This is a genomic window from Sphaerimonospora sp. CA-214678 (genome assembly GCF_050942215.1).
Taxonomy (GTDB): Bacteria; Actinomycetota; Actinomycetes; order Streptosporangiales; family Streptosporangiaceae; genus Sphaerimonospora.
In genome coordinates, this window is the sequence record NZ_CP192056.1 from 3,180,725 (window position 1) to 3,206,694 (window position 25,970).

General features: G+C 71.2%; 25 protein-coding genes. 13 read left to right on the forward strand and 12 right to left on the reverse strand.

Going from position 1 to position 25,970, the window contains the following annotated elements; genetic code table 11:
• Window positions 1-2: 2 nt before the first annotated feature.
• The 4 genes from ACQP1K_RS14415 to ACQP1K_RS14430 form a co-directional block, all read right to left on the reverse strand.
• Window positions 3-863, reverse strand: a complete 861-nt coding sequence (locus tag ACQP1K_RS14415) for a universal stress protein (protein ID WP_433501407.1) — start codon at window positions 861-863, stop codon at window positions 3-5.
• Between the two features lie 136 nt (window positions 864-999).
• On the reverse strand, window positions 1,000-1,536 hold the full coding sequence (locus ACQP1K_RS14420; RefSeq protein ID WP_433501408.1) for an NUDIX hydrolase family protein: 537 nt from the start codon (window positions 1,534-1,536) through the stop codon (window positions 1,000-1,002).
• 207 nt (window positions 1,537-1,743) lie between these two features.
• A complete protein-coding gene (locus ACQP1K_RS14425; RefSeq protein ID WP_433501409.1) occupies window positions 1,744-2,970 on the reverse strand; it encodes an acyl-CoA dehydrogenase family protein in 1,227 nt (408 codons plus the stop codon).
• 80 nt (window positions 2,971-3,050) lie between these two features.
• A complete protein-coding gene (locus ACQP1K_RS14430) occupies window positions 3,051-4,523 on the reverse strand; it encodes a helix-turn-helix domain-containing protein (RefSeq protein ID WP_433501410.1) in 1,473 nt (490 codons plus the stop codon).
• Window positions 4,524-4,767: 244 nt separating this feature from the next.
• Here ACQP1K_RS14430 and aceA point away from each other — a divergent pair, with 244 nt between their 5' ends.
• Window positions 4,768-6,060, forward strand: coding sequence for an isocitrate lyase (gene aceA, locus ACQP1K_RS14435; protein ID WP_433501411.1), 1,293 nt, complete (start codon window positions 4,768-4,770; stop codon window positions 6,058-6,060).
• A 109-nt stretch (window positions 6,061-6,169) separates the two neighbouring features.
• Here the strand turns inward: aceA and ACQP1K_RS14440 are convergent, their stop codons facing one another.
• Window positions 6,170-6,979, reverse strand: a complete 810-nt coding sequence (locus tag ACQP1K_RS14440) for an ABC transporter ATP-binding protein (RefSeq protein WP_433501412.1) — start codon at window positions 6,977-6,979, stop codon at window positions 6,170-6,172.
• A 60-nt stretch (window positions 6,980-7,039) separates the two neighbouring features.
• Window positions 7,040-7,996: an alpha/beta hydrolase gene (locus tag ACQP1K_RS14445; RefSeq protein ID WP_433501413.1), complete on the reverse strand. Its 957-nt coding sequence runs from the start codon at window positions 7,994-7,996 to the stop codon at window positions 7,040-7,042.
• A gap of 376 nt (window positions 7,997-8,372) precedes the next feature.
• Here ACQP1K_RS14445 and ACQP1K_RS14450 point away from each other — a divergent pair, with 376 nt between their 5' ends.
• Genes ACQP1K_RS14450 through ACQP1K_RS14460 form a run of 3 tightly spaced genes read left to right on the forward strand, consistent with a single transcriptional unit; the run spans window position 8,373 to window position 10,761 of the window.
• Complete coding sequence (locus ACQP1K_RS14450) at window positions 8,373-9,173, forward strand: ABC transporter permease (protein WP_433501414.1); 801 nt, start codon at window positions 8,373-8,375, stop codon at window positions 9,171-9,173.
• Window positions 9,174-9,205: 32 nt separating this feature from the next.
• A complete protein-coding gene (locus ACQP1K_RS14455) occupies window positions 9,206-9,994 on the forward strand; it encodes an ABC transporter permease (protein ID WP_433501415.1) in 789 nt (262 codons plus the stop codon).
• A 2-nt stretch (window positions 9,995-9,996) separates the two neighbouring features.
• The gene (locus ACQP1K_RS14460) at window positions 9,997-10,761 is read left to right on the forward strand and encodes an ABC transporter ATP-binding protein (protein ID WP_433501416.1); all 765 of its coding nucleotides are present in this window, start codon (window positions 9,997-9,999) and stop codon (window positions 10,759-10,761) included.
• Between the two features lie 7 nt (window positions 10,762-10,768).
• On the opposite strand, the gene ACQP1K_RS14465 is transcribed toward ACQP1K_RS14460, so the two are convergent.
• Window positions 10,769-11,242 (reverse strand): hypothetical protein, encoded by a 474-nt coding sequence (locus ACQP1K_RS14465; protein WP_433501417.1) that lies wholly within the window; start codon window positions 11,240-11,242, stop codon window positions 10,769-10,771.
• 259 nt (window positions 11,243-11,501) lie between these two features.
• Between ACQP1K_RS14465 and ACQP1K_RS14470 the strand changes: the two genes are divergently transcribed.
• Complete coding sequence (locus ACQP1K_RS14470) at window positions 11,502-12,920, forward strand: pyridoxal phosphate-dependent decarboxylase family protein (RefSeq protein ID WP_433501418.1); 1,419 nt, start codon at window positions 11,502-11,504, stop codon at window positions 12,918-12,920.
• Between the two features lie 57 nt (window positions 12,921-12,977).
• Here the strand turns inward: ACQP1K_RS14470 and ACQP1K_RS14475 are convergent, their stop codons facing one another.
• Complete coding sequence (locus ACQP1K_RS14475) at window positions 12,978-13,847, reverse strand: LysR family transcriptional regulator (protein WP_433501419.1); 870 nt, start codon at window positions 13,845-13,847, stop codon at window positions 12,978-12,980.
• 301 nt (window positions 13,848-14,148) lie between these two features.
• Window positions 14,149-14,412 carry a hypothetical protein gene (locus ACQP1K_RS14480; protein ID WP_433501420.1) on the reverse strand — a complete coding sequence of 88 codons (264 nt, stop codon included), beginning with the start codon at window positions 14,410-14,412 and terminating at the stop codon, window positions 14,149-14,151.
• Between ACQP1K_RS14480 and ACQP1K_RS14485 the strand changes: the two genes are divergently transcribed.
• Complete coding sequence (locus ACQP1K_RS14485) at window positions 14,390-15,310, forward strand: neutral zinc metallopeptidase (RefSeq protein ID WP_433501421.1); 921 nt, start codon at window positions 14,390-14,392, stop codon at window positions 15,308-15,310. The two genes, ACQP1K_RS14480 and ACQP1K_RS14485, sit on opposite strands and share 23 nt — an antisense overlap.
• A 235-nt stretch (window positions 15,311-15,545) precedes the next feature.
• On the opposite strand, the gene ACQP1K_RS14490 is transcribed toward ACQP1K_RS14485, so the two are convergent.
• Entirely contained in the window at window positions 15,546-15,845 is a 300-nt protein-coding gene (locus ACQP1K_RS14490; RefSeq protein ID WP_433501422.1) for a hypothetical protein, read from the reverse strand.
• A gap of 147 nt (window positions 15,846-15,992) precedes the next feature.
• On the opposite strand from ACQP1K_RS14490, the gene ACQP1K_RS14495 reads away from it, so the two are divergent.
• From ACQP1K_RS14495 to ACQP1K_RS14510, 4 genes are all read left to right on the forward strand, one after another.
• Window positions 15,993-17,447, forward strand: a complete 1,455-nt coding sequence (locus ACQP1K_RS14495) for an LCP family protein (RefSeq protein ID WP_433501423.1) — start codon at window positions 15,993-15,995, stop codon at window positions 17,445-17,447.
• A gap of 195 nt (window positions 17,448-17,642) precedes the next feature.
• A complete protein-coding gene (locus ACQP1K_RS14500; RefSeq protein WP_433501424.1) occupies window positions 17,643-19,004 on the forward strand; it encodes a S8 family peptidase in 1,362 nt (453 codons plus the stop codon).
• 27 nt (window positions 19,005-19,031) lie between these two features.
• On the forward strand, window positions 19,032-19,295 hold the full coding sequence (locus ACQP1K_RS14505) for a hypothetical protein (RefSeq protein ID WP_433501425.1): 264 nt from the start codon (window positions 19,032-19,034) through the stop codon (window positions 19,293-19,295).
• Complete coding sequence (locus ACQP1K_RS14510) at window positions 19,292-19,861, forward strand: AAA family ATPase (protein ID WP_433501426.1); 570 nt, start codon at window positions 19,292-19,294, stop codon at window positions 19,859-19,861. Before ACQP1K_RS14505 ends, ACQP1K_RS14510 begins: the two co-directional genes overlap by 4 nt.
• A 70-nt stretch (window positions 19,862-19,931) precedes the next feature.
• Here the strand turns inward: ACQP1K_RS14510 and ACQP1K_RS14515 are convergent, their stop codons facing one another.
• Window positions 19,932-20,708 (reverse strand): ion transporter, encoded by a 777-nt coding sequence (locus ACQP1K_RS14515; protein ID WP_433501427.1) that lies wholly within the window; start codon window positions 20,706-20,708, stop codon window positions 19,932-19,934.
• A gap of 327 nt (window positions 20,709-21,035) precedes the next feature.
• Window positions 21,036-22,184 (reverse strand): ROK family protein, encoded by a 1,149-nt coding sequence (locus tag ACQP1K_RS14520; protein ID WP_433501428.1) that lies wholly within the window; start codon window positions 22,182-22,184, stop codon window positions 21,036-21,038.
• 105 nt (window positions 22,185-22,289) lie between these two features.
• On the opposite strand from ACQP1K_RS14520, the gene edd reads away from it, so the two are divergent.
• Genes edd through eda form a run of 3 tightly spaced genes read left to right on the forward strand, consistent with a single transcriptional unit; the run spans window position 22,290 to window position 25,824 of the window.
• Window positions 22,290-24,224, forward strand: coding sequence for a phosphogluconate dehydratase (gene edd / locus ACQP1K_RS14525; RefSeq protein WP_433501429.1), 1,935 nt, complete (start codon window positions 22,290-22,292; stop codon window positions 24,222-24,224).
• A complete protein-coding gene (locus tag ACQP1K_RS14530) occupies window positions 24,221-25,207 on the forward strand; it encodes a glucokinase (RefSeq protein ID WP_433501430.1) in 987 nt (328 codons plus the stop codon). The genes edd and ACQP1K_RS14530 overlap by 4 nt, the downstream gene beginning before the upstream one ends.
• A complete protein-coding gene (eda, locus tag ACQP1K_RS14535) occupies window positions 25,204-25,824 on the forward strand; it encodes a bifunctional 4-hydroxy-2-oxoglutarate aldolase/2-dehydro-3-deoxy-phosphogluconate aldolase (protein WP_433501431.1) in 621 nt (206 codons plus the stop codon). Before ACQP1K_RS14530 ends, eda begins: the two co-directional genes overlap by 4 nt.
• The last annotated feature ends 146 nt before the right edge of the window (window positions 25,825-25,970 follow it).

Sequence of the window (25,970 nt, forward strand, 5' to 3'; positions counted from 1 at the left end):
GGCTACCTGCCGCGTACGACCGCGAGCGGGCACCTGGCGTGGTGCAGCAGGGCGTGGCTCACCGAGCCGAGGACCAGTCCCGCGAGGTTGCCCCGGCCGCGCGAGCCGACGACCAGCAGGTCGGCGGCGTCCGACGCGTCGCTGAGCACGTCGACGGGATGGCCGCGGACGACCTCCTCGACCACCTCGACGTCCGGGTAGCGCTCCCGGTGACCCGACAGCGCCTCCGAGACCACGCGGACCTCGGTCTGCTCGACATCGGGATCGTCGGGTCCGGGGACGAATCCGCCGCCCGCCTCGAACCAGGTCCAGGCGTGCACCGCGCGCAGCCTCGCCCCCCGCAGCGCTGCCTCGGCGAAGGCGAAGTCGAGCGCGGCCGCGCCCACCGGTGAGCCGTCCACCCCGGCCACCACCTCGCCGCGCGCCGGCGTGGGCGTTCCGCGCACGATCACGACGTCACACGGGGCCTGCCCCGCCACGCCGTACGCGACCGAGCCGAGCAGCAGCCCGCGGAAGCCGCCGAGCCCGTGGTTGCCCACCACGAGGAGATCGGCCTTGCCCGCCGCGTCGATCAGCGCGGTCCTCGGGTCCCCCGGCAGGTGGGCGGAGTCCACCTCGACCTCGGGCGCCTCACGCCGGGCCCGGTCGACGGCGGCGGCCAGCGCCGTGTCCGCCCCCTCGCGCATCCACCTGGCGACCCCGGCGTAGCGCCGGCCTTCCTCTGCCGTCTCGCCGCTCTCCAGCACCCAGCGCGGGATCGCGTGGACCAGCCGCAACGGCATGTCGCGCAGCACCGCCTCCCGCGCGGCCCAGGCCACGGCCTCCAGTCCGGCCTGCGAACCGTCCACCCCTGCGACGATCATGACGCCCTCCTGTTTCCGATAGCCGGCGTCTCTCCATCACATCCTGCCTCGCCGAGTCCGGGCAGCGGCGAAAGTCCCGAGCGCCCAGGACCATGAGCAGCGGATCACGGGTCGCCCGTCACCGGCGGCGGGACGGTCAGGGCAGGCGGCCGACATGGGCGAGGGCCTGCTTCAGCAGGACGTCCTGCCCGCCCGACATCTCGCTCAGCACCATCGGCGAGGCCGCCTCCTCGGGCGTGAACCACACCAGGTCGAGGGCGTCCTGACGGGGGCGGCAGTCTCCCGCGACCGGCACGACGTACGCGAGCGAAACCGCGTGCTGCCTGGGATCGTGGTACGGCGTGACGCCCGCGGTGGGAAAGTACTCGGCGACGGTGAACGGCTGCGGGGAGGCCGGGACGCGGGGCAGCGCCACCGGGCCGAGGTCCTTCTCCAGATGGCGCATGAGGGCGTCGCGCACGCGCTCGTAGTGGAGCACGCGGCCGGACACGAGGGCACGGCTGACCGTCCCGTCCGATCCGATGCGCAGCAGCAGTCCGACACGGGTGACCACCCCGGTGTCGTCGACTCGCACCGGCACGGCGTCGACGTAGAGGATCGGCATTCGCGCGCGCGTCGACTCCAACTCTTCCGGAGAGAGCCAACCAGGTCTGGTTCCGGTCATTTCGGTCACCAGTCGATCCTACGCGGCGGCCGGGCGATCCGGCCCGAGTACCGCGCGAACGCCTCCACGCATGCCGGTCTACCTGCGCATGCCGCCTCCTCAGCGATCACGCGGGATCCGCGTCGGCCTCGCGAGCCGCCGCCCCCGGCCGCGCCGATCGACCGCTCCGCCTCACGGAACAGGGGGCCCAGGCGTGATCTCGCGGGAGGCGGACGACTAGCGGACGGGCAGGCCGGTGACGGCGCGGCCGATGATGAGGCGCTGGATCTCCGACGTCCCCTCGAAGATGGTGTAGATCTTCGCGTCGCGGTGGAAGCGCTCGACCGGGTGATCGCGCGTGTAGCCGGCGCCGCCGAGGATCTGGATGGCCTGCTCGGTCACCCAGACGGCGGTCTCGCTCGCGACCAGCTTGCTCATCGAGCCCTCCGCCTGGGGGAACGGGCCGCCCCTCCGGCCCATCCAGGCGGCCCGCCAGGTCATCAGCCGGGCCACGTCCACCCGGGTGGCCATGTCGGCGAGGAGGAAGGCGATCGCCTGGTTCTCGCCGATCCTGCGGCCGAACTGCTCGCGCTCACGGGCGTAGTCACGCGCGTACTCGAACGCCGCCCTCGCGGTGCCGACGGCCATGGCCGCGACCAGCGGGCGGGTGGCCTCGAAGGTCCGCATGGCCGCCTGACCGCCGGCGCGGGCCCCGGAGCGCACCCGGGCGAGCCGTTCGTCCAGCTTCTCCTTGCCGCCCAGCAGGCAGCGGCCGGGCACCCGTACGCCGTCCAGGACGACCTCGGCGGTGTGGGAGGCGCGGATGCCGTGCTTCTTGAACTTCTGTCCCTGGGCGAGCCCCGCGGTCCCCGGCGGGATCACGAACGAGGCCTGGCCGCGGGTGCCGAGGCCGGGATCGACCGAGGCGACGACGACGTGGACGTTGGCGATCCCGCCGTTGGTGGCCCAGGTCTTCACCCCGTTGATCACCCACTCGTCCTTGACCGCGTCGTACTCGGCCCGGGTCCTGATGGCGCCGACGTCACTGCCGGCGTCCGGCTCGGACGCGCAGAACGCGCCGAGCCTGACGTCGTCGGGGGTGCCGAACATCTGGGGCAGCCACTCCCCCATCTGCTCGGGGGTGCCGTTGGCCGCGAGGGAGGCGGCGGCCAGCCCGGTGCCGACGATCGACAGGCCGATGCCTGCGTCGCCCCAGAACAGCTCCTCGAAGGCGACCGGCAGCCCGAGCCCGGACTCCTCGAACCACTGCTGGGCGAAGAAGTCCAGCGAGTAGAGCCCCAGCTTGGCGGCCTCCTGGATGATCGGCCAGGGGGTCTCCTCACGCTCGTCCCACTCCGCGCCGGCCGGGCGGATCACGTCGGCGGCGAAGCCGTGCACCCAGTCGCGCAACTCGCGCAGGTCGTCGCTCAGATCGGGGCGGAAAGCGTCGTTCTGCTCGCTCATGGACCATCCCTGCAGTCCGGTGAGGTTTACCGGAAGTAGCGGTTACTGGCGGGTAACCCTATCACCGCGGAGATCTCGAGTCACATGGCCGCGTGCCGCTCCAGGAAGGCGTAGAGATCGGCCTCGTCGACGCCGGGGAACGACCCCGGCGGCAGCACGGTCAGCACGTGGGAGTTGGCCCGCGCCGACGGCCAGGCGTACCCCTCCCAGCGCTGGGCGAGCTCGGCGGGCGGACGCCGGCAGCAGTCGCCTCCCGGGCACTTCGACTTCGTCCGTACGGTCGTCTCGCGGCCGCGGAACCAGCGCGACTCCCGGTACGGCACGCCGAGCGTGATGGCGAAGTCCTTCTCCTGCGAGGGGTCGACGTGGGCGATGCAGAAGTACGTCCCGGTGGGCGAGTCCGAGTACTGGTAGTAGAGCGAGAAGCGGTCGGGCGAGCGGAACACCTGGCGGCCCGACCACTCCCGGCACATCCGCTGCCCCTCGATCGCCCCCTGCTCGTCGGCGGGGAAGACGATGCCGTCGTTCTCGTACGCCTTGTAGATGATCCCGTCGGCGTCGTTGCGCACGAAGTGGCAGACCAGATCGAGGTGGCGGGTGGCGAGGTTGGTGAAGCGGTGCGCGGCCATCTCGTAGGAGACGGCGAACACGTCGCGCAGGTCCTCCACCGACAGCGCCCGGTCCTGCTTGGCCTCCCGCAGGTACGGCGCAGCGGCGGTCTCCGGCACCAGCACGGCGGCGGCGAAATAGTTGGCCTCCACCCGCTGGCGCAGGAAGTCGGCGAAGTCGCGGGGCCTGTGGTGCTGGAGCGCGAAGTGGCCGAGCGTCTGCAGCAGCACGGTGCGCGGGCTGTGCATGCCGCCGAGATGCTCGCGCTTGAGGTAGATCCGCCGGTTGCGCAGATCGGTCACCGATCTGGCCGAACGCGGCAGGTCCTGGACGGTGTGCAGGGTGAACCCGAAGTGCGACACCAGCGCCTGCACGGTGCTCTCCGACAGCGCGCCGGCGCGGTAGCCGACGGCGTCCAGCGCCTCGGCCGCCGCCTTCTCGATCTCCTCGAAGTAGTTGCCCAGCTCACGCTGCTTGCGCCGGAGCTCCACGTTGGCCGCCCGCGCCTCCTCCGGCGTGGCCGTACCCTTGGCCTCTCTGGCCTTGAGCTCCTGGAACAGGCCGAGGATGTGCTCCAGCACGTCGTTGGGCACGCGCGCGGAGACCTTGAGCCTGCTGAGCCCGATCGCGGCGTAGAGCGGATCGCGCTGGGCCTCCTCCAGGGCGATCTCGAGCTGGGCCCGCCGGTTGGGCGCCTGCCTGCGCAGCAGTTCCTCGACCGGCACGTTCAGCGCGGCCGCCAGCGACTTCAGCAGGGACAGCTTCGGCTCGCGCTTGCCGTTCTCCAGCAGCGAGAGCTGACTCGGCGCCCGCCCGACCCGCTGACCGAGCTCGGTCAGGGTGAGGCCGCGCTGTCTGCGCAGGTGCTTGAGCCGCTGCCCGAAGGCCAGGAGGTCGAGCTCCTGCGTCAAAGACAGCGGTTCTTCGCCAAGAATCGAGGCCATGAACCGATCCTAGGCGAAAAATTCTCGGATCTTCCACCCGGGAGTGACCCACACCACTCGATTGGTCTAGTCCATAGGGAAAACTCTCCATTTCTTCGCTGCTGAATACCGGCGAGTCTTCGGATAAGCAGAATATTTTGCGTTCTTCCGTGACGAGGATCCTTGTTGAGCTCATCCCGGGGCCACAAACTCGGAAGCAAGCCCCAGGTGACGACAGAGCACGCAACAAGGGAGTGATCTGGACATGTCGGATCGCATTGCCGCTGCCGCCCGGCAGTTGCAGCAGGATTGGGAGACCAACCCCAGGTGGAAGGGCATCGAGCGGACCTACACCGCCGAGGACGTGATCCGGCTGCGGGGTTCGGTCCGGGAAGAGCACACGCTGGCCCGGCTGGGGGCCAAGCGGCTCTGGCACCTGCTCCACACCCGGGACTACGTCCACTCGCTGGGGGCGCTCACCGGCAACCAGGCCGTGCAGCAGGTGAAGGCCGGTCTCAAGGCGATCTACCTGTCCGGCTGGCAGGTCGCCGCCGACGCCAACCTGAGCGGGCACACCTACCCGGACCAGAGTCTCTACCCCGCCAACTCGGTGCCGGCCGTGGTCCGGCGCATCAACAACGCGCTGCTGCGCGCCGACCAGATCAGCTGGTCGGAGGACGACCAGAACGCCCCCTACTGGCTGGCCCCGATCGTGGCCGACGCCGAGGCGGGCTTCGGCGGCGTGCTCAACGCGTTCGAGCTGATGAAGGCGATGATCGCCGCGGGCGCCGCAGGCGTCCACTGGGAGGACCAGCTCGCCTCGGAGAAGAAGTGCGGCCACCTGGGCGGCAAGGTGCTGATCCCGACCGGCCAGCACATCAAGACCCTCAACGCGGCCCGCCTGGCAGCCGACGTCGCGGACGTGCCATCTCTGATCATCGCGCGGACCGACGCCCAGGCCGCGACGCTGCTGACCAGCGATGTCGACCCCCGCGACCAGGCCTTCGTCACCGGCGACCGCACCGCCGAGGGCTTCTACCGGGTTCGCAACGGCGTGGCGGCCTGCATCGCACGCGGCCTCGCCTACGCCCCGTACTCGGACCTGCTGTGGATGGAGACCTCCACGCCCGATCTCGACGTGGCCAGGGAGTTCGCCGAGGCCATCAAGGCCGAGTACCCCGACCAGATGCTCGCCTACAACTGCTCGCCGTCGTTCAACTGGAAGAAGCACCTCGACGACTCCACGATCGCCAAGTTCCAGCGGGAGCTCGGCCACATGGGGTACAAGTTCCAGTTCATCACGCTGGCCGGCTTCCACTCGCTGAACTACTCGATGTTCGACCTCGCCAGGGGCTACGCCGACGAGGGCATGACGGCCTACGTCGGGCTACAGGAGGCGGAGTTCGCCGCCGAGCGGCGCGGCTACACCGCCACCCGCCACCAGCGCGAGGTCGGCACCGGATACTTCGACCTGGTCAGCACGGCCATCGCGCCGGACTCCTCGACCACGGCCCTCAAGGGCTCCACCGAGGAGTCGCAGTTCGCCGAGGCTCACTAACTCGCACGGGCAGCGCACGGCAGCAGGTCGAAACCGGCCCCGCCGCGGAACCGCAGGTCACTCCCGGACCCGACGGACCGCGGCGGGGTCCCTCACAGGGGTCGTCCCCTCATGGTGCGGAACGCAGCGCGCGTGCGTACCAGCGGCCGTCCACGGTGTCGAGCCGCAACCGCCGCCCGAAGCAGTCGGAGAGGTTGGCCCCGGTCAGCACCTCACGCACCGGACCGGCCGCGACGATGCGGGTGTCCTTCATGAGCAGCGCGTGGGTGGTGGTCGCCGGCACCTCCTCCAGGTGGTGGGTGACCAGCACGGTCGTCAGGCCCGGCCGGGCCGCGGCGAGATCCTCCAGCGCCTCGATCAGGTCCTCGCGGGCGGGCAGGTCGAGGCCGGCGAACGGCTCGTCCAGCAGCAGGATCGCCGGGTCGGCCATCAGCGCCCGGGCCACCCGGATCCTGGCCCGCTCCCCCTGCGAGCACACCTGGAACGGCCGGTCCCCCAGGTCCTTGCAGCCGAGGTCGGCCAGCAGCCGCTCGGCCCGCTCCCGCTCGGCTTCGCCGTACCTGTCCCAGAGCGGGGCGCTGGTCCCGGTGTGCCCGGTCAGTACGACGGTGCGCGCGTCGGCCGCCTCCTCCTCGAGCAGGGCCTCGTCGACGAGCCGCTGGCTGGCCGCCACCAGCCCGATGTCCCGCCGCAGCTCCCGCAGGTCGACCCGGCCGAGCCGCCGTCCGAGCACGCTGACGGTGCCCGAGCTCGGGTGCCGTACGGCCGCCGCGACCGAGAGCATCGTGGTCTTCCCCGCCCCGTTGGGGCCGAGGATCACCCAGTGCTGGCCGTACTCGACCCGCCAGTCCGCCCCGGATACCAGGGTCCGGCCGACCACACGGATTGTCACATCGTTGAGTTCGAGAGCTGCGTCCACCCGACCAAGAATGCACCAGACCGCCCATGGACCGCTGCGGCTTCGGCCGCCTCGGCTCGATCAGGCGGCGGCCTCGCTCTCGGAGCGGACGGCGGTTCCGGCGCGGCCGGCCGACTCGACGGCGCCGAAGAAGCGGGAGATGTGCTTGAACACCATGCGTGCCTCGGGGAGGAGGTCGGCGAGGATCGGGAAGACGTGGGGCATCCGGCGCCACTCCTCGTAGGTCACCGGCACGCCGTTCTCCCGCGCGCTCAGCGCGACCCGGTGGCCCTCATCCCGCAGGACCTCCGTCGAACCCGTCACGATCATCAGTGGCGGGATGCCGGTGTAGTCGCCGTAGACGGGGGATACGAGGGGGTCGAGCGGGTCGAGGCCGTCGGTCCAGCGGCGGGCGAGCCAGTCCACGCGCCCGGCGGGAAGCATGGGATCGCTCCAGTGGTTCGCCCTGCGGCGTGAGCTGCTCAGGTCGGTCCAGGGGGAGAGGCATACGCCGGCAGCGGGCAGGGGCATGCCCCTGTCGCGCAGGGCGAGCAGGCTGGCCAGGGTGAGGTGGCCGCCGGCCGAGTCGCCGGCCAGCAGGATGTCCTCGGGGGCGTAACCGCGCTCGAGCAGGCACTCGTAGGCGGCGAGCGCGTCGGAGAGCGACTCGGCCAGCGAGTGGACCGGTCCCTGCCGGTAGTCGAGGGAGAGCACCGGCCGGCCGGCCGTGAGCGACAGCCGCCAGGTGATCGGGCGATGCGTGGCGGCGGAACACAGGAAGTAGGCGCCGCCGTGGAAGTAGAGCAGCACTTTGCCCTCCTCCAGGCCGTCGCCGGCCCGCACCCACTCACCGGAGCAGGCGCCGAACTTCTCCTGATCAATGGTCACGTGCTTGGGAAGGATGCCCGGCACGCGCTCGCCCAGGCCCATCACCCGGCTGGCGACCGTCATGCCCGTGGTGTTGCGGAGGAGGAGGCTGGTCATCGGCTTCATCGTCCCCCGGAGCAGTCCGTTGAGGGCGGCCGCCTGCCAGCTCACGGGGTAATCAGGATGAACATCACGGTTCAGCTCGTCACCCATTCAAAACCTCCCAAAAGGGACATTCCCGTATAGGTAACGGTTCTACCGGCCGGTATGTTTCACCCCCCTCACGGAATGGTTACGGTCAGGTAACGCTCCCGGTGGGAGCCGTGTAGGCAGGACGGCCCCCTGTGGTTCCCGCTGCCCAGAAAAGCGCTCGGTAATCAAGTGCGCGCGTCCGCATGATGTTTTACGATCTCCACGGCCCGAACCACGCACCCGGACCCCCGAACCGCACGACCCCACCCGACACGTTCCGATCCCCGCCCGACTCCGACCACCGACTGTCACCGTCCGACTCCGACCGTCCGATCCCTGGGCCCGACTTGGGGAGGTGTCCGCCTTCTTCCTCTATGTGCGACTCGTCCGGTACGGCTTCCGCAGGCATGCCACCTACTGGGGTGCCGCGGCGGCCGGGGCGCTCACCAACACCGTCTTCGGGGTGCTGCGCGCGTACGTGCTGATCGCCCTGTGGGAGTCCCGCCCGGGGCTCGGCGGCTACGACGTGGGCGACGCGGTCACCTTCTGCTTCCTCACCCAGGCGTTCATCGGGCCCATGCAGCTGTTCGGCGCGGGTCTGGAGCTCTCCCGGCGCATCCGCAGCGGCGACATCGCACTCGATCTCGTCCGCCCGGCGCCCCTCCAGATGTGGACCCTGGCGGAGGACCTGGGCCGGGCCGCGTACCTCTTCCTCGCCCGCGGTCTCCCGCCCACGCTCACCGGCGCGCTGCTGTTCGGGATCGAGCCGCCGGCCGACGCGGCCGCCTTCCTGGTGTGCCTCGTCCTCGCCGTCGTCGTCGGCTTCGGCTGGCGTTACCTGATCGCCATGGCCGCCTGCTGGGTGCTGGACGACCGGGGTCTCAACGTGATGTCGGCGGTGCTCACCACGTTCTTCAGCGGAATGATGCTGCCGCTGGTGATCTTCCCCGGCCGGCTCGGTTCGCTCGCCCGCTCGCTGCCCTGGGCGGCGATGGTGCAGGTGCCCGCCGACGTGTACCTGGGCGGGATCGGCGACCGGACCGGCGGCCTGGCGGGGGCCCTGGCGTTCCAGTGCCTGTGGGCGGCCGTGCTGCTCGGGCTGGGCGCGGCGCTCACCGCCGCCGCCCGGCGGAAGGTGGTGATCCAGGGTGGCTGAGCCGGCGGACGCCGCCGACGCGGGAGGTCCCCGTGGTTAGAACCTACGCGCTGCTCGTGTGGACGTGGACCAGGGCCGCGGCGCAGTACCCGCTCTCCTTCGCCCTCATGACCGCCGGCGGGTTCGTCGTGAGCGGCCTCGACATCGCCGTGATCTGGGTGATCTTCGCGAACACCTCGTCGCTCGGCGGCTTCGGCCTCGCCGAGGTCATGTTCCTGTACGGCTCGGCCGGTCTGGCCTTCGCCATCGCCGACCTGCTGTTCAGCAACGTCGACCGGATCAGCGAGCACATCAGGACCGGCACGCTCGACGCGATTCTGATCCGGCCGGTCAGTCCGTTCGTGCAGGTGGCCGCCGACCGGTTCATGCCCCACCGGATCGGCCGGGTGGCCCAGGCGGCCGTCGTGCTGGGCATCGCGCTGCCCCGGCTGGACGTGCCGGCGGGCCGCGCCTGGATGATCCTGGTGATGGTCGCCTGCGGCATCGTGATCTTCACGTCCGTCTGGGCCCTCGGCGGCGCCGTCCAGTTCCTGCTCACCGACGCCCCCGAGGTCGCCAACGCGTTCACCTACGGGGGCGGCATGCTCACCCAGTATCCGCTGAGCGTCTACGGCGATCACATCGTCCGGGGTGTCACGTTCATCCTGCCGCTGGCGTTCGTCAACTGGCAGCCGGGGCTGTACGTGCTCGGCCGCGACGATCCGCTCGGTCTGCCGCACTGGGTGCGCTTCCTCTCCCCCGCCGCCGCCGTCGCGCTGGCGCTCATCGCCGCGTCGGCCTGGCGGGCCGGGATCCGCCGCTACCGATCGACAGGGAGCTGATAATGATCAAGGCCGCCGGTCTCGGCCGCGCCTTCAAGGTTCGCGGCCGTGTCGTGCATGCCGTACGGGACCTGTCCTTCCACATCGAGGCCGGGGAGTTCGTCGGCTGCCTCGGCCCGAACGGCGCGGGAAAATCCACGACGATCAAGATGCTCACCGGCATCCTGTCGCCGACCTCGGGCCGGGTCAGCGTGGCCGGCCTCGACCCCACCCGCCGTCGTACGGCTCTCGCCCGGCGGATCGGCGTGGTGTTCGGGCAGCGGACGACGCTGTGGTGGGATCTGCCGCTGAGGGACAGCTTCGAACTGATCCGCCTCCTTTACAAAGTAGATCGAAAGCCGTTCCGGGAGCGGCTGGAGGAGTTGACCGCGCTCCTCGACATGGCCGGGTTCCTGGCCACCCCGGTCCGGCAGCTCAGCCTCGGCCAGCGGATGCGGGGCGACCTCGCGGCGGCGCTGCTCCACGACCCGGCGGTGCTCGTCCTCGACGAGCCGACGATCGGCCTCGACATCGTCAGCAAGGCTGGAGTGCGCGACTTCCTGCGGCGGCGCAACGCCGAGCACGGCACCACGGTCCTGCTCACCACCCACGACCTGGGCGACGTCGAACGGCTGTGCCGCCGGGTGCTGCTGATCGACCACGGCAGGCTCGCCTTCGACGGCACGGTCGGCGAGCTGCTGGCCACCGTGCCGGGCGAGACCTCGATCGAGGATGTGGTGGCGCACCTCTACCGCAACGGCTCGTCGCCGACCGGCGAACCCCGGTAGCCGCGGCTCAGAAGCCGAGGCCCTCCTCGTCCTCTTCGTCCTCCTCGCTCCCGGCCCGGCTCACCCACCGGGACGGCATGAGCACCGGGAGGAACAGCGCGATGCCGACCATGGCGTAGACCCCGCTCGACAGCAGCGTGAGCGTCCCGTGTCCCGCCTGGGCGAGCTCATGGTGCACGGAGGCGTCGGTGGGGGCGAGGGAAGCGGCCCGCGAGACGTCCAGGACATAGACCACGGTCCAGGCGAGCAGCGCCATCGACGGGACGAACGTCGCCAGCGGGGACACCCGGCACACCAGGACCAGCCCGAGCAGCAGGCCCACAGCGGCCATCACACCGATCGCGATCAGCATGCGGGGTTCCTTGATCGGATCGACGTTCTGCATCGCGCCGCGAATCACCTCCTGGGAGGCCCATCCACCACCGAGGAGCAGGGCCGCGGCGACGAAAACGCCCAGCAGCAGCCCGAAGAAGTGCCGCATGCACACCACCTAGTGAGAGGTTCGCGGCAACATTAGCGACAAATCTCCGCCGCGGGCAGCAACTTAGGCGGTTATGCCGTGGATGTGAAGCGAGACCTGGCGATGGCACCGAAGATCGCCACGGTGCCGGCCCATGGCGGTACCGTCCATCTCGAGGACGCCGCCCCCGGGCCGCACGCGGTCGTACGGCTCCCGCCCGCCGATCCCCGAACCGGCGGCTCCTCGCCGCCGCCCCCGAGCTCACCCTGGAGAGACCACGATGCTTCCCGAGCACGGCAGGCCCGCTTCCGAACTGCTCGCCGAGCTGTCCGCGCTGCGGGCCGGCGACCTGCCGGTACGCGGCGGCAGGGTGACCGCGTACGTCTACGACACCGGGCGGCCCGAGGTGCACGACGCCGCGCACCGGGCGTACGCCGAGATGATCGAGGTCAACATGCTCGACCCGACGGCGTTCCCCAGCATGGTCGCGCTGGAGAAGCAGGTGGTGGGCGCGGCGGCCGAGCTGCTCGGACGGCCCGGCGCGCCCGGGATCTTCACCAGCGGCGGCACAGAGTCGATCATGCTGGCCGTGAAGGCGGCGCGGGACACCCGTCCGGGGACCGGCCGCGTGGTGCTGCCGGTCACCGCGCATCCCGCCTTCCACAAGGCCGCGCACTACCTCGGCATGGAGACCGTCCCGGTGCCGGTCGACGCCGGGACGTTCCGTGCGTCGGTGCCCGCGGTCGCCGAGGCGATCGACGAGCGGACGGCCCTGGTCGTGGCGTCCGCCCCCGCCTACCCCCAGGGCGTCGTCGACCCGGTCACGGAGATCGCCGGGCTCGCCGCCTCGCGGGGGGTGCCGTGCCACGTCGACGCCTGCGTCGGCGGCTGGCTGCTGCCCTGGCTGCGCGAGGCCGGCGCGGCGATCCCGCCCTTCGATCTCGGTGTTCCCGGGGTGACCTCGATCTCCTGCGACCTGCACAAGTTCGGCTACGCGCCCAAGGGGGCCTCGGTGCTGCTGTTCCGTGACGCCGAGCTGCGCCGCGCCGCGTACTTCGCCTCCGCCGCCTGGCCCGGATACACGATCATCAACGCGACCGTGCAGAGCTCGCGCTCGGCCGGGCCGCTCGGCGGGGCGTGGGCCACCCTCCAGTCGCTCGGCCGCGAGGGCTATCTGGAGCTGGGCCGCAGGACGCTGGAGGCGACCCGGCGGCTCGTCGCCGGGATCGGCGGCATCCCCGGGCTGCGGGTGCTGGGCGAGCCGGACGCTTCGCTGGTGGCGATCGCGGGTTCTCCCGAGATCGACGTGTTCGTGCTGGCCGACGAGGCGCGGCGGCTGGGCTGGTTCCTCCAGCCGCAGCTCTCCTACGCGGGGATCCCGGCCAATCTGCACATCACGGTCACCGGGGTCACGCTGGCGGGAGTCGACGCCATGCTCGAGGTGATCGCGTCGGCGGCCGGGACCGCCCGGCTGCGTGGTCCGGCCGCGGTGCCGGAGGGCCTGCCGGAACTGATCGCCTCGATCGACCTCGACACGATCGACGACGAAACGTTCGCCGGGCTCGCCGCCTCGGTCGGCATCGACCTGCGCGGTGCCGGCCAGCCCGCCATGGCGACCGTCAACGCCGTGCTCGACGCGCTGCCGGCGCCGGTACGCGAGGCGGTCCTCGTCCGCTTCCTGTCCGTGATGTACGGCTGAACGAAAACGGCATCGAGAGTTATGGATGTCCTATTCATAGCTTTTGGAGCGCTCCAATCAAGCGGCCGAGCCACCCTCCGTCAGCATGAGGAAGTCCTGCGCCGTGGCGGGGAGCCTGCGCCGGGTGTGGACCATGGCGATGACCTTCGTGACCGGCGGATCGAGCGAGCGGACCACCAGTCCGGCGCGTTCCGCGCGCATGGCCATTCCGCGATACCACAGCAGCGAGGCCTTCCCCGTGCGAACCGTGCGCAGCCAGCCGCGGCGTTCGTCCGACTCCACCGTCGCCAGCGGCCGGATGCCGTACACGGCGAAGGTGTGGTCGAACTCCCGGCGCCGGGCGGTCCCCTGGGCCGGCAGCACGAGACACATCCCGTTCAGCCTGGACATCGGCACGGGGTCGGGCAGATCCGCGCCGGGAGGCGAGATCAGCACGATCTCCTGCCGCTCGAACGGGTGGCTGACCAGGTCGGCCGGCACCGGGAGATCGGTGAGGCCGAGGTCGGCCCGCTGCCTGCGCACCGCGTTCACCACGTCCTCCCGGCCGTCACACCGCACGATCCGCACACGGATCCCCGGATGCTGCGACGCGTAGGCGGGCAGCAGATGTCCGGCGAGGCCGGGCTCCAGGCTGGGGGTCGCCGCGATCCGCAGGTCGTCGGAGGACTCCGCGGACTGCCGGGCGAGCAACTCGATCTCCTTGACCGCGTCGAGCGCCTCCCTGGCGAGTTTGACGACCTGGCGCCCGTACGCGGTCACGACGACACCCCTCCCGGAACGCGCGAAAAGCGTCACCCCGAGCTCGCGCTCCAGATCCCGGATGGCACGGGAAAGCGCCGGCTGCGCGATGTACAGCGACTTGGCCGCGTCAGTCATGGTGCGATGCTCCGCCGTGGCGACCACGTAACGAAGCTGCTGCAGATTCATGCGAAAAAGCTAAGGCAGATCAGCCAAATGATTCCGGAACATTACCGAGATCACCTCGCCTGATTACGCATCGTACGCGAGCGAGTGCGACATCCTCGGCTGATCGGAAAATCAGTATGATTTCGCCCCGAATCCGTAAAGGGGGCAAAGTCTTGGCGTCGCAGTACCCTCCACCGCCGCCGTCACGCGGGCGTGCTCCTTACCCGGTCGGGCCGTACCGCCAGCCGCCCCAGCCGCCACCCGCGCAGTACCCGCCGGCCGGCCATCCGCCGGGACAGCACCCTCCTCCGGGGCGGCCGCCCTACCCGCCGCCACCGGTGCCCCCGCCACCCCCGCCTCCGCCTCCGCCTCCGCAGCCCTGGCCGCCGCAGCCGGGGCCTTCTCGGCCCCGGCCCCCGCAGCCCGGCGCGGGCGGGCCGCCCCGGCCCGGGTGGCCCCCGGGGCGTACGCCTCCGCCGTACGGCCCGGGGTCGCCGTACGGCCACGCGCCGAACCGGCGGCCGCCCAGGCGGAAGACCAGCGCGGCCGCGACCATCGGCGGGGTGATCGGCGTGCTGGCGTTCACGTTCCTGGTGATCGTCGTGATCGCCGCGGCGCGGAAGGCGACCGAGCGGCAGCCGATCGCACTGCCGACCCGAACGTCCGAGACCGCCGCCGCCGAGCCCTCGGCCGCCGAACGCCCGACCTCGAAACCCACCTCCCGGCCCACCCGCGAGGACGACGCCTCCGAGAAGCCGGCCCCGAGGCTGAACCGCACTCTGAAGAACAACACGGTCTACCAGGCCGGCTCACTGGCCCGGCCGAAGTGCCCGGCGGGCAACGCGAGCATCTACGACCACGCGCGGTTCAAGGCGCTGATCCTGAAGACCGGCAGGTGCATGGGCCAGGCGTGGGCCCCGGCGCTGAGGCGCGTCGGGATCGAGTGGAGTCCCCCCGGCTACGTGATCGCCCGGAGCAGGGGCAGGGGCGCCTGCGGCGACTATCCGATGCCCGGGAGCAATGTGCCGTACTACTGCCCGAGCAACAGCACGATCTACGCCTCGACCTCGGCGATGGCCAAGGAGTACGGCCCGCTCGGAGCCTGGAACGGGATCATCGTCAGCATGATGGGGCACGAGTACGGCCACCACATCCAGCACATCACCGGCATCTCGGACTCCTGGTGGGCACGCTATCAGGAGTCGAGCTCGCGTAGCGCGCAGCTGGCCCTGACCCGGCGGCACGAGCTGCAGGCGACCTGCTTCGGCGCGATGTTCATGCGCTCCGTGGAACGCAGCTATCCGATCACCCCGGCCCGGCGCAACACGCTTCTGTGGGCGTACGGATACATCGGGGACCAGCCGGGCGGGCCGCGCGACCACGGCAGCACGCGCAACAACGCGGTGTGGTTCCGCCAGGGCTACACACGGCCGAAGGTGCACCAGTGCAACACCTGGGTCATGGGCTCGTCCTACGTGTCCTGACGGGACGCCGCAGCATTTTGCTTATGTCAATCTTGTCCAGGTATGGGGGCTAGAATCCCTAGCCAAGTTTTCACTGAGGGGTGGAGAGCGGTGAACCATGCGCGGCGAGGGGCCCGCTGAACCAGCCGACGGCCCGGAACGCGCGGCGCGCCGGACCACGGGCCGATCACCGGGCCGGGCCAGAGGGCGGGCGGCGGGCAGGAGCCCGGAGCGGGCCGACACGGCCCGCGACACGTCACAGCCCCGGCCAGAGCCACGGCCACAGCAGAGTGGCGAGCCCCCGCAGCCACCGCGGACGTCCGGTCAAGCGCCCCAGGCGCCCCAGCCGCCTCAGGCGTCCCGGCAGCGAGGGCAGGAGCAGCGCGAGGCCGGGCAGCGCGAGCCTGCCCGGCGTGGGCAGCGCGCGAGCGGTCAGAGCCGGCAGGGTCAGCGCACGCGCGGGCAGCGGGGCTCCGGCCCCCGGCAGACACCCGGGCCGCAGCAGACACCGGGGCCGCAGCAGGGGCCCGGAGCACAGCAGGGACCCGGCTCGCATGGTCCTCACCGGGGGCCCGGCTCGCCCGGCCCCCGGCAGGGACCTCCATCGCAGGAATCTCCGTCGCAGGGGCCTTCCTCGCACCGGCCTTCACCCGGGCCGTCACGGCAGGGGCAGGCGCCACCCGGTCCCCGCTACGCCCGGCCGTTGACCACCGCCTCGCTGATCGGCTGGACCGCGCTGTCCGCGCTGGTCCCCGGCGCCGCCCATCTCCGGGCGGGCCGGCGGCGCACCGGATTCGTGCTGCTGGCGGTGTTCGGCGTGGTGCTGGTCGCGATCCTGCTCTACGGGCTGCGGTTCATGGGCGACGCGGGCGCGGTCATCAGGTCGAGCACGCTCACAACGATCATGGTCGGGTCGGGGGTGTGCGCGCTCGCGTGGTTCACCCTGACGGTCCTGTCCTTCGTCGCGCTGCGCCCCAAGCGTCTGTCCCAGAACGGTCAGATCGTGTCGGGCATCGTCGTCGGCGTGCTGGCGGTGTCGGTGATGGCGCCCTTCGCGCTGACCGCGAGCACGATCAAGGCGGTGGGCGAGACGCTCGACGCCATCAGCGCCCCCGACGGTAGTCAGCCGACCCACGTCCCCATCAGGGCCGAGGATCCGTGGAACGGACGCAAGCGCATCAACTTCCTCCTGCTCGGCGGGGACGCGGCGGGCAACCGGGAGAGCGTGCGGACCGACTCCATGACCGTGGCCAGCGTGAACCTCGCCACCGGCAACACCGTGCTGTTCAGCCTGCCGCGCAACCTGCAGTACGTCCGCTTCCCGGCCGGCAGTCCGTTACACAAGCAGTTCCCCAACGGCTTCACCGCCGAGCAGGGCCTGCTCAACGCGGTCTGGTACTACGCGGACAACAACCCCCAGGTCATGGGCGGGAGGAACCGCGGCCCGCAGGCGCTGAAGGACGCGATCGGACACACGCTGGGCCTGAAGATCGACTACTACGCGATGGTCGACATGTTCGGCTTCGCCCGGCTGATCGACGCGATGGGCGGTCTGCAGATCCGCGTCGAGCAGGACATCAAGTGGGGCGGGAAGTTCGGCACGGCCGGCACGATCAAGGCGGGCCATCGCAGGCTGAGCGGTGAGGAGGTGCTCTGGTACGGACGGTCCCGGGTGGACAGCGACGACTTCTCCCGGATGGGCAGGCAGCGCTGCGTCATCGGCGCACTCGCCCAGCAGGCCAACCCCGCGACCGTGCTCACCAACTTCACCAAGATCGCCACTGCCACCCGGCACATGTTCCGTACGGACATTCCGCGCGATCTGCTGGAGCACCTGGTCCCGCTCGGACTGAAGGTGAAGGACGCCAAGATCACCAGCCTGCAGTTCGTGCCGCCGCTGATCTGGCCGGGCAATCCGGACTGGCACAAGATCAGGACGCTGACGCTGAAGGCGATCCGCGAGTCGATGACCGACCGCCGTGCCGTCGCGGCGAACGCGTCCCCCTCGGACGCCCCCGCCACGCCCGGCGCGACGACGCCCCGGGTCCCGGCGTCTCCCTCGCCCTCGGAGACCCAGTCGCTCGCGAAGCGGCCGACGCAGACTCCGACGCAGAACGATCAGGAGGCCAAGAGCCTGACCGAGCTGTGCGGTTTCTGATCTGACATCTCGGGATGCCGCCCGGCCGGCGGCATCCCGATGGCTTTTCAGCGGCTCTACATCGGTTTCGCGAGGCCCCTTCCGGCGGCCTCCCGGCGACGCGGGCCGCCGGTCCGCCGGAATGAGTGGACGTGACCTTCCCCGAGGAGGAAGGTGGTGACGTCGCGTAACGGAATCGATACGGAGCGAATCGTCATGCGCGTTCTCATCCAGATCCGCCCGTCGTCCGACCTGGTCGCGGCGGTGGCCGACCCCACCGTCGCGGTCACCGCCTCCGACGTGGCGGACGGGCTGCCGGGCGTCGTCCTCGACCACTCGTTCGCGCCCGTCGCGGTGCCCCGCCCGGTCCCCGCCACGCCCGGGGCCGACCCGCTCTCCCTCAACCAGCCGCTGACCTTCTCGATGCGCCCGGACGAGGCGTCCGTCGTGGTCTGCGGCGAGATCGCCGACGACGAGATCTCCACCCGCGTCTCGCTGCTGCCCATGACCCGCAGGGAGGTCGTCGCCGTCTACGCCGACCCCGTCATCGAGAGCTGCCTCACCTGCGGGGACGACCCGGCCGTCGGCGACTGGCACGACGTGGAGCGGCTGCTGCACGTGGCCGAGCTGGCGGACGAGGGGCTGGACGGCGGCGGGGTCGCCCTGGCCGTCGTCGACACGGGGATCAACGCCGCCCATGCCGGGCGCGTGCTCGGGCACGAGATCACCGTCGACGAGGACCGGAGCTGGAACCCTCCTGGCGTGCCGGGAAAGCCGGGCGAGCATCCGATCGACCACGGCACGATGTGCGCGTTCGACGCCCTCATCGCCGCGCCCAGGGCGTCGCTCCTCGACATTCCGGTGCTGCTGTCGCGGCGGCGCGGCGGATCGACGCTCGACGGGCTGCTCTCCGACGCGATCGCGGCGTACGCGCATCTGCGTGACGTGCTGGAGGCCCAGCCAGCGCGGTCACGCGCGCTCGTGGTCAGCAACAGCTGGGGGTCGTTCTCCCCGCGCTGGGACTTCCCGCCCGGCAGCCCGGGCAACTACTCGGACAACCCCGCCCATCCGTTCAATCTGATCGTCGGCAGCCTGGCCGAGGCCGGGGCCGACATCCTGTTCGCCGCGGGCAACTGCGGCCGCGACTGCCGGGACTCGCGCTGCGCCTTTCCCGACCGGCCCATCGTGGGGGCCAACTCCCATCCCAAGGTGCTGTCGATCGGCGGGATCGACACCGAAGGGGAGCGGGTCGGCTACTCCTCCCAGGGGCCCGGACGGCTCACGGAACGCAAGCCGGACTTCTGCGCGTACACCCACTTCTCCGGCTCCCAGGCCTTCGGCGACGCGGAACCCGACTCGGGCACCTCCGCCGCCTGCCCGGTCGCGGCCGGTCTCGTCGCCGCCGTACGCACCCTGTGGCCTTCGGCCAAGTTGTCCGCGAGCCAGCTCAGGACCCTGCTGCGCCGTACCGCCGATGATCGCAGCGACATAGGCTATGACCACGACTACGGGTACGGCGTCGTGGACGCCGCCGGCGTCATCGCGGCCCTGCGGCGCAGGGCCGCGAGGGCGGCCTGATCCTCGGCCGGGCAGCGGGGAGCGAGATTGCGCAAAGTCCTCATCACCGTACGGCTCCCGCACGGCGCGAGCCTCGAGTCCGCCAGACGGCACCTCGACCTCGCCGAGGACGAGGTGGACGCGGGCTACGGCCTGATTCCCGTCGACCCCGCGCATGATCTGTATGCGATGCGGGTGACCGAGGCGGCGAGCCACCGGGTGGCCGGGAGTCACCCGGAGGCGTCGGGGCCCTACGCCGATCCCCCGATATCCCCGATCGACCGGGGCGAGCCGTACGGCCGGCCCGAATGACCGCCACGGCACCGGCGTGGGTGGTCTCGGGGCCGCCGGGCGCGGGCAAGTCCACGGTGTGCGAGCTCCTGCTCGCCCGGCTCGACCCGGTCCCGGCGCTGCTGGACAAGGACACGCTCTACGGCGGCTTCGTCGGGGCCGTGCTCGCAGGACACGGCAGACCTCCGGACGAGCGGGAGGGGCCCTGGTACGACGAACACATCAAAAAGTACGAATACGGCGGAATGACGCAGACCGCCAGGGAGATCCGTTCGCACGGCTGCCCGGTCATGCTCAGCGGGCCGTTCACCGGTCAGGTCCACGACGCCGCCCGCTGGCACGCCTGGGTCCGCGAGCTCGGCGGCCCCGAGGTGCGGCTGGTGTGGATCCGCTCCGACGGCCCCACCCTGCGCGACCGCCTCATCCGCCGCGGTCTGCGCCGGGACGGCGGGAAGCTCGCCCGCTTCGACGAATATCTGAGGGCCATCCGCGTCGACGAGCCACCGGTCGTGCCGTACGCCGAGATCGACAACCGTCTCGACGCGATCCCGCTGGAGCGGCAGGTCGCGAAGCTCCTCGATATCTGACCGGGCCGAAGGCCCAGCCGTCCTCCGCGGAGATTCGCACCGTGCCGCGCGGCGAGATCGACGGACCGGGTCAGGACGGGACGCGGTCGGTGAGCGCCTGGCGCAGGCCCTGGATCTCCGCGCGCAGGGCGGCCATCTCGGCCAGCACGGTGGCGTCCTCGTTGCGCTCCTCCCGGCTCTCCTCCTCCATCGCGCTCACGACCACGGCGATGAAGAGGTTGAGCACCACGAAGGTGCATATCAGGACGAACACCACGAAATACAGCCAGGCCGACGGGTGGGTGTCCATGAGATCGCGGGTGATCTCCGACCAGCCGTCTCCGGTCATCACCTGGAACAGCGTGAAGAGCGAGGTGGGCAGATCGCCGAAGTACTCCGGCGCGGCCGTGCCGTACAACTTGGTGCCTATGACGGCGGCGACGTAGAGCACCAGCCCGAGGAGCAGCACGATCGAGGTCATTCCGGGCACCGCGCCGAGCAGCGCGGAGACCACCCGCCGCAGCGAGGGCACCACCGAGATCAGCCGCAGCGCACGCAGCACGCGCAGGGCACGCAGCACCGACAGCCCGCCCGCCGTGGGCAGGAACGAGAAGCCGACGATGAGCGCGTCGAAAACGTTCCAGGGGTCGCGTAAGAACCGCAGCCGGTAGACGTAGACCTTGGCCAGCAGCTCGGCCGTGAAGACGTACAGCGCGACGTGGTCGACGATGTGCAGCTCGATGTCGTACCGGGTGAGCACCCAGGGCGAGGTCTCCAGACCGAGGGTCACCGCATTGATCAGGATCACCGCGATGATGAGCCGCTGGAACCGCCGCGACTCGACCACACGGCGGACTCGCTCACGCACACGCACTCCCCGAGATCGAACACCTGGCACTCGTCCAGATCGCCAGGATTTTAAAGCCACCCCCGTGATCTTGCGAATTCTTGCAAGGACACCCTCCGAGCAGCACAGATCATCGCAGTGATCTTGCATTTTCTCGCACGCGGGCCACCTGACGTGCGCTTTCACACAAGGTGATCTTGCACTCGCCGGGAAGTGCAAGATCACGACTGCCGTTTTCGCCGCTCAGCGGACATCCATGCGAGAAACTGCAAGATCACGAACGCGAAGTGGCCGCTCTCGGAGCCGGCTGCGAGAATTCGCAAGATCACGGCCATGGGGGGCGGGTAGTCAGGCGATGCGGTCGATGGCGTCGGCGGACAGAACGCGGTCGAGGACCATGAGGGCGCAGCCGGTGATGCCGGCACCGGCCCCCAGGCGGCTGCGCTCGATGCGCAGGCTACGGGTGGCGAGCTGGGTCGACCGGCGATAGACCACCTCGCGGACGCCGGAGACCAGCGGCTGGAACATCTCCGCCACGTCGCCGCCGAGCACGACGACGGCCGGGTTGAGCAGGTTGACGGCGGTCGAGATGACCTCCCCGAGCCTGCGGCCGGCCAGCCGCACCACCGCCATGGTCTCGGCGTCGCCCGCGCGCACGAGGGCGGTCACGTCGGCGAGCGAGCGTACGTCGCGGCCTTTGGCGCGCAGGTCGCGCAGAATGGCGGTGCCGCTGGCGACCGAGTCGACGCAGTCGAGGTTGCCGCAGCGGCAGAGCACTCCCCCGCCGTCCCTGACCTGGATGTGACCGATCTCACCGGCCGCGCCGAGCGCGCCGCGCAGGATGCTCCCGCCGGAGATCACCCCGGCACCGATCCGGGTGGAGACCTTCACGAACAGCAGGTCGTCGAGATCGGCCGCGTACGCCGCCCGGTGCTCGCCCATCGCTATGACGTTCACGTCGTTGTCGACCAGGACCGGCACGGGGAACCGCTCGGCGATGACCGGCGGGATGACCACGCCCGTCCAGCTCGCCATGACCCGGGCGCTCTCGGTGCGCCCGGCGGCGAACTCCACGGTGGCGGGGACGCCGAGCCCGATGCCGACGACCGGGCCCCGCCCGTCGAGCAGCTTGTCCCAGGTGTCCATGAGCAGGGGCAGCACGACGTCGGGACCGTCCTCGACGTCGATCTCCACATCGGTGCGCACCAGCACCTCGCCGGCCAGGTCGCAGAGCGCGATCTGCGTACGGCTCGCGCCCAGCGAGGCCACCGGGACCACTCCCCCGGAGGCGGCGAAGCGCAGCCGGACCGGCGGCCGGCCCCCCGTGGAGGGGCCCTCGGCGTCCTCCACGATGAGCCCGCGATGGAGCAGCTCGGCGACCCGCGTGGCGACGGCGGGACGCGACAGTCCGGTCACGCGGCCGATATCGGCACGCGTGACCCCTCCGCCGCTCCTGATGAGCTGGAAGACCTCGCCGGTGGTCGCCAGTCGCGTCATCCTCAAAGTTAAGCACATCCACTGACCGAAGCCCAATGACTTATTCACATCAACATACAAAAGTAGGCTTGAAAGAACACATAACTCCCCGCTACGCTCGCTAGCGTGACGAACCACGTGATCAACCGGGTCACCGACCGGATCCGCCGTCGCAGTCGGGTGAGCCGTGCCGACTACCTCGACCGGATCAGGCGGGCCGGGCAGGAGCTGCGCGAGCGGGGGCCGGCCCGCGGCCGGCTGGCATGCGCCAACCTCGCGCACGGCTTCGCCGCCGCCCCGGCGGCCGACAGGCTCGACCTGCGTGGTACGGCCAAGCCCGGGGTGGCGATCGTCACCTCCTACAACGACATGCTCTCCGCGCATCAGCCGTACGAGACCTATCCGGCCCAGCTGAAGCGGGCGGTCCGCGCGGCCGGCGGCGTCGCGCAGGTCGCGGGCGGCGTGCCGGCCATGTGCGACGGCATCACGCAGGGGCGCGCCGGCATGGAGCTGTCGCTCTACAGCCGCGACGTGATCGCGATGGCGACCGCGATCGCGCTGTCGCACGACATGTTCGACGCCGCCCTGCTGCTCGGGGTCTGCGACAAGATCGTGCCGGGGCTGTTGATCGGGGCGCTGCGCTTCGGCCACCTGCCCGCGCTGTTCGTGCCGGCCGGGCCGATGCCCTCGGGCCTGCCGAACAAGGTCAAGGCGCGGGCCAGGCAGCGGTTCGCCGAGGGCGCGATCGGCCGGGCCGAGCTGCTGGAGGCCGAGGCCGCTTCGTATCACTCCCCCGGCACCTGCACGTTCTACGGCACCGCCAACTCCAACCAGCTCCTGATGGAGGTGATGGGCCTGCACCTGCCGGGCGCGACGTTCGTCAACCCGCGTACCGAGCTGCGGCAGGCGCTGACAGGGGCGGCGGCCCGGCGGGCGGTCGAGATCACTCCGCACGGCGGGGAGTACATCCCCGCCGGCGAGATCGTCGACGAGCGGGCGATCGTCAACGCGGTCGTGGCGCTGCTGGCCTCCGGCGGCTCCACCAACCACACCATGCACCTGGTCGCCGTGGCCGCGGCCGCCGGCATCACGCTGACCTGGGACGACATGGCCGATCTGTCGCGGGTCGTGCCGCTGCTCGCCCGCATGTACCCCAACGGCCAGGCGGACGTGAACCACTTCCAGGCCGCGGGTGGCATGCCCGTGTTCATCGGCGGTTTGCTCGACGCCGGGCTGCTGCACCGCGACGTTCTCACCGTGGCCGGCCCCGGCCTCGACCACTACCGAAGCGCTCCCGAGCTCAAGGAGGGAGAGCTCGTCTGGGCGGAGCGCGCCGCCGTCCCCGCGGGCGGCGACGGCCTCGACGGCCTGGACGCACGCGAGGTGCTGCGCCCGGTGAGCGAGCCGTTCTCCCCCGACGGGGGCATCCACATCCTGTCGGGCAACCTCGGCCGGGCCGTCAGCAAGGTGTCGGCGGTCAAGCCCGAGCACCTCGTGATCGAGGCCCCGGCCAGGGTCTTCGACGACCAGCTCGACCTGCTGCGCGCGTTCGAGGACGGCGAGCTCGACGACGAGGACTTCGTCGCGGTCGTCCGCTACCAGGGCCCGCGCGCGAACGGGATGCCCGAGCTGCACAAGCTCACCCCGCCGCTGGCGGTCCTGCTCGACCGGGGACGGAAGGTCGCGATCGTCACCGACGGCCGGATGTCCGGCGCCTCGGGCAAGGTGCCCGCGGCGATCCACCTGTCGCCGGAGGCCGCTGACGGCGGGCCGATCGCCCTGGTCCGCGACGGCGACATGATCCGTCTCGACTCGTCCGCCGGGACGCTCACCGTCCTCGCCGACCTGTCCGGCCGCGCCCCCGCGGACGCCCCGTCCCGCGACGAGCGGTGGCAGGGCACCGGGCGGGAGCTGTTCGCCGCGTTCCGGCACGCGGTCGGACCGGCCGACAGCGGGGCGAGCGTCTTCCCGGCGAACCTCTCGCCCGGCGCCGCCGGGCACGCCTTCGGCTCCGGCGCCGGTACGGACGTCCTCGGGAACGCCTTCGGGGACGTCGCATGAGGCCGCCCTGGCTGGTCGCCGACATCGGCGGCACGAACGCGCGATTCGGTTTGGTGACCCGCCCCGGCGGGCAGCCGGAGGCGATAGCCGTACTCGACGTTTCCCAGCATCTCGGCCTTGCCGATGCCGTAGCCGCCTATCTCGCAGAACATGCGGGCGGAGTTCGGCCGGGGGCCGCGTGTCTGGCGATAGCCGGGCCGGTCGAGGGCGACCGCTACCGGCTGACCAACGCGGGATGGTCTGGCTCGGTCGCCGAGCTGGGCATTTCGCACACGGTGCTGCTCAACGACTTCGAGGCGCTCGCGTTCTCGCTGCCGCACCTGGCGGGGGACGACCTCGTATCGCTCGGCGGCCCGCCCCCGGCGGCCGGCCTGCCCAAGGCGGTGCTCGGTCCGGGGACCGGCCTCGGCGTCGGGGGGCTGGTGCCGTACGGCACGCGATGGGTGCCGCTGCCCGGCGAGGGCGGGCACGTGTCGGTCCCGGTCGTGTCCGATCTGGAGATCGACGTCGTCCGGGCGCTGCGCGCCGACGGCCTGCCGTACGTGGACGCCGAGCACCTGCTGTCCGGCCCCGGGCTGTCGCGGCTCCACCGGGGGCTGGCCCTGGTGCGCGGGGTCGGCCCGCCGGCGCGGACCGCCTCGGAGATCGTGACGTCGGAGCACCCGCTGTGCGTCGAGACCGTCGAGGTGTTCCTCGCGCTGCTCGGCGGGTTCGCCGGCAACGTGGCGCTCACGCTGGGCGCCAGGGGCGGCGTCTATCTCGGCGGCGGCGTGCTGCCGAGGATCGCCGGCCGCATCCATGCGAGCGCCTTCCGCGAGCGGTTCGAGGCGAGCGTCCCGGCGCTGCACGGATATCTCGCCTCGATCGCCACCTCGCTGATCGTCGCCGGGCAGCCCGCGCTGGCCGGAGCCGCGGCCTGGCTGACGCAGCGGTCGTCCGGAGCCGTCCCGATGCGCGAGTCGTCTAATGTGGAGCCGTCATGAGCCTGCTCGACCTCACCCCCGTGATGCCGGTCGTCGTGATCGAGGACGCCGGTACGGCGGTGCCGCTCGCCCGCGCCCTGGTGGCCGGCGGACTTCCGGTCATCGAGATCACGATGCGCACGCCCGCCGCGCTCGAAGCGATCCGGCGCATCGCGGCGGAGGTGCCCGAGGCCGTGGTGGGCGCCGGGACGGTCCGCACGGCGGACGACGTGACCGCGGCGCTCGGCGCCGGCGCGAGGTTCCTCGTCTCTCCCGGGACCACGCCGTCCCTGCTCGCCGCGATGGTCGCGGCCGGCGTGCCGTACCTGCCGGGGGTGGCCACGGCGACTGAGGCTATGATGCTCGCGGAACAGGGTGTGCGGGAGATGAAGTTCTTCCCCGCCGAGTCGGCGGGCGGTGCGCCTTATCTCAAGGCGCTGTCCGGTCCGCTGCCCGACGTCCGGTTCTGCCCGACGGGCGGGATCACACCGGCGAACGCGCTGTCATATCTGGCCCTGGCCAACGTGGGCTGTGTCGGGGGAAGCTGGGTCACCCCGGCGGTCCTGCTGGCGGCCGGCGACTACGCCCGGATCGAGAAACTCGCCACGGAGGCCGCCTTCCTGCGAAACAGTCCCTGATCCCGCAGACCTCGTCGGCCGAGCCATCCTCCCTCGGCGGAGCCGACGGCCATGCTCGTGCCCGCAACCCGGTGTCACGTTCATGGAAACCTGGGCCCGTGACCTTGTAACCCGGCGGTCACGGGCCCGCCCCTTGCCCACGACGC

What these genes read in the sequence shown, in the direction of transcription:
- ACQP1K_RS14415 (WP_433501407.1), bottom strand. Translation starts at nt 863, where the DNA reads ATGATCGTCGCAGGGGTGGACGGTTCGCAGGCCGGACTGGAGGCCGTG.
- ACQP1K_RS14425 (WP_433501409.1), bottom strand. Translation starts at nt 2,970, where the DNA reads ATGAGCGAGCAGAACGACGCTTTCCGCCCCGATCTGAGCGACGACCTG.
- ACQP1K_RS14430 (WP_433501410.1), bottom strand. Translation starts at nt 4,523, where the DNA reads ATGGCCTCGATTCTTGGCGAAGAACCGCTGTCTTTGACGCAGGAGCTC.
- aceA (WP_433501411.1), top strand. Translation starts at nt 4,768, where the DNA reads ATGTCGGATCGCATTGCCGCTGCCGCCCGGCAGTTGCAGCAGGATTGG.
- ACQP1K_RS14460 (WP_433501416.1), top strand. Translation starts at nt 9,997, where the DNA reads ATGATCAAGGCCGCCGGTCTCGGCCGCGCCTTCAAGGTTCGCGGCCGT.
- ACQP1K_RS14465 (WP_433501417.1), bottom strand. Translation starts at nt 11,242, where the DNA reads ATGCGGCACTTCTTCGGGCTGCTGCTGGGCGTTTTCGTCGCCGCGGCC.
- ACQP1K_RS14470 (WP_433501418.1), top strand. Translation starts at nt 11,502, where the DNA reads ATGCTTCCCGAGCACGGCAGGCCCGCTTCCGAACTGCTCGCCGAGCTG.
- ACQP1K_RS14475 (WP_433501419.1), bottom strand. Translation starts at nt 13,847, where the DNA reads ATGAATCTGCAGCAGCTTCGTTACGTGGTCGCCACGGCGGAGCATCGC.
- ACQP1K_RS14490 (WP_433501422.1), bottom strand. Translation starts at nt 15,845, where the DNA reads ATGCGAGCCGGGTCCCTGCTGTGCTCCGGGCCCCTGCTGCGGCCCCGG.
- ACQP1K_RS14500 (WP_433501424.1), top strand. Translation starts at nt 17,643, where the DNA reads ATGCGCGTTCTCATCCAGATCCGCCCGTCGTCCGACCTGGTCGCGGCG.
- ACQP1K_RS14510 (WP_433501426.1), top strand. Translation starts at nt 19,292, where the DNA reads ATGACCGCCACGGCACCGGCGTGGGTGGTCTCGGGGCCGCCGGGCGCG.
- ACQP1K_RS14520 (WP_433501428.1), bottom strand. Translation starts at nt 22,184, where the DNA reads ATGACGCGACTGGCGACCACCGGCGAGGTCTTCCAGCTCATCAGGAGC.
- ACQP1K_RS14530 (WP_433501430.1), top strand. Translation starts at nt 24,221, where the DNA reads ATGAGGCCGCCCTGGCTGGTCGCCGACATCGGCGGCACGAACGCGCGA.
- eda (WP_433501431.1), top strand. Translation starts at nt 25,204, where the DNA reads ATGAGCCTGCTCGACCTCACCCCCGTGATGCCGGTCGTCGTGATCGAG.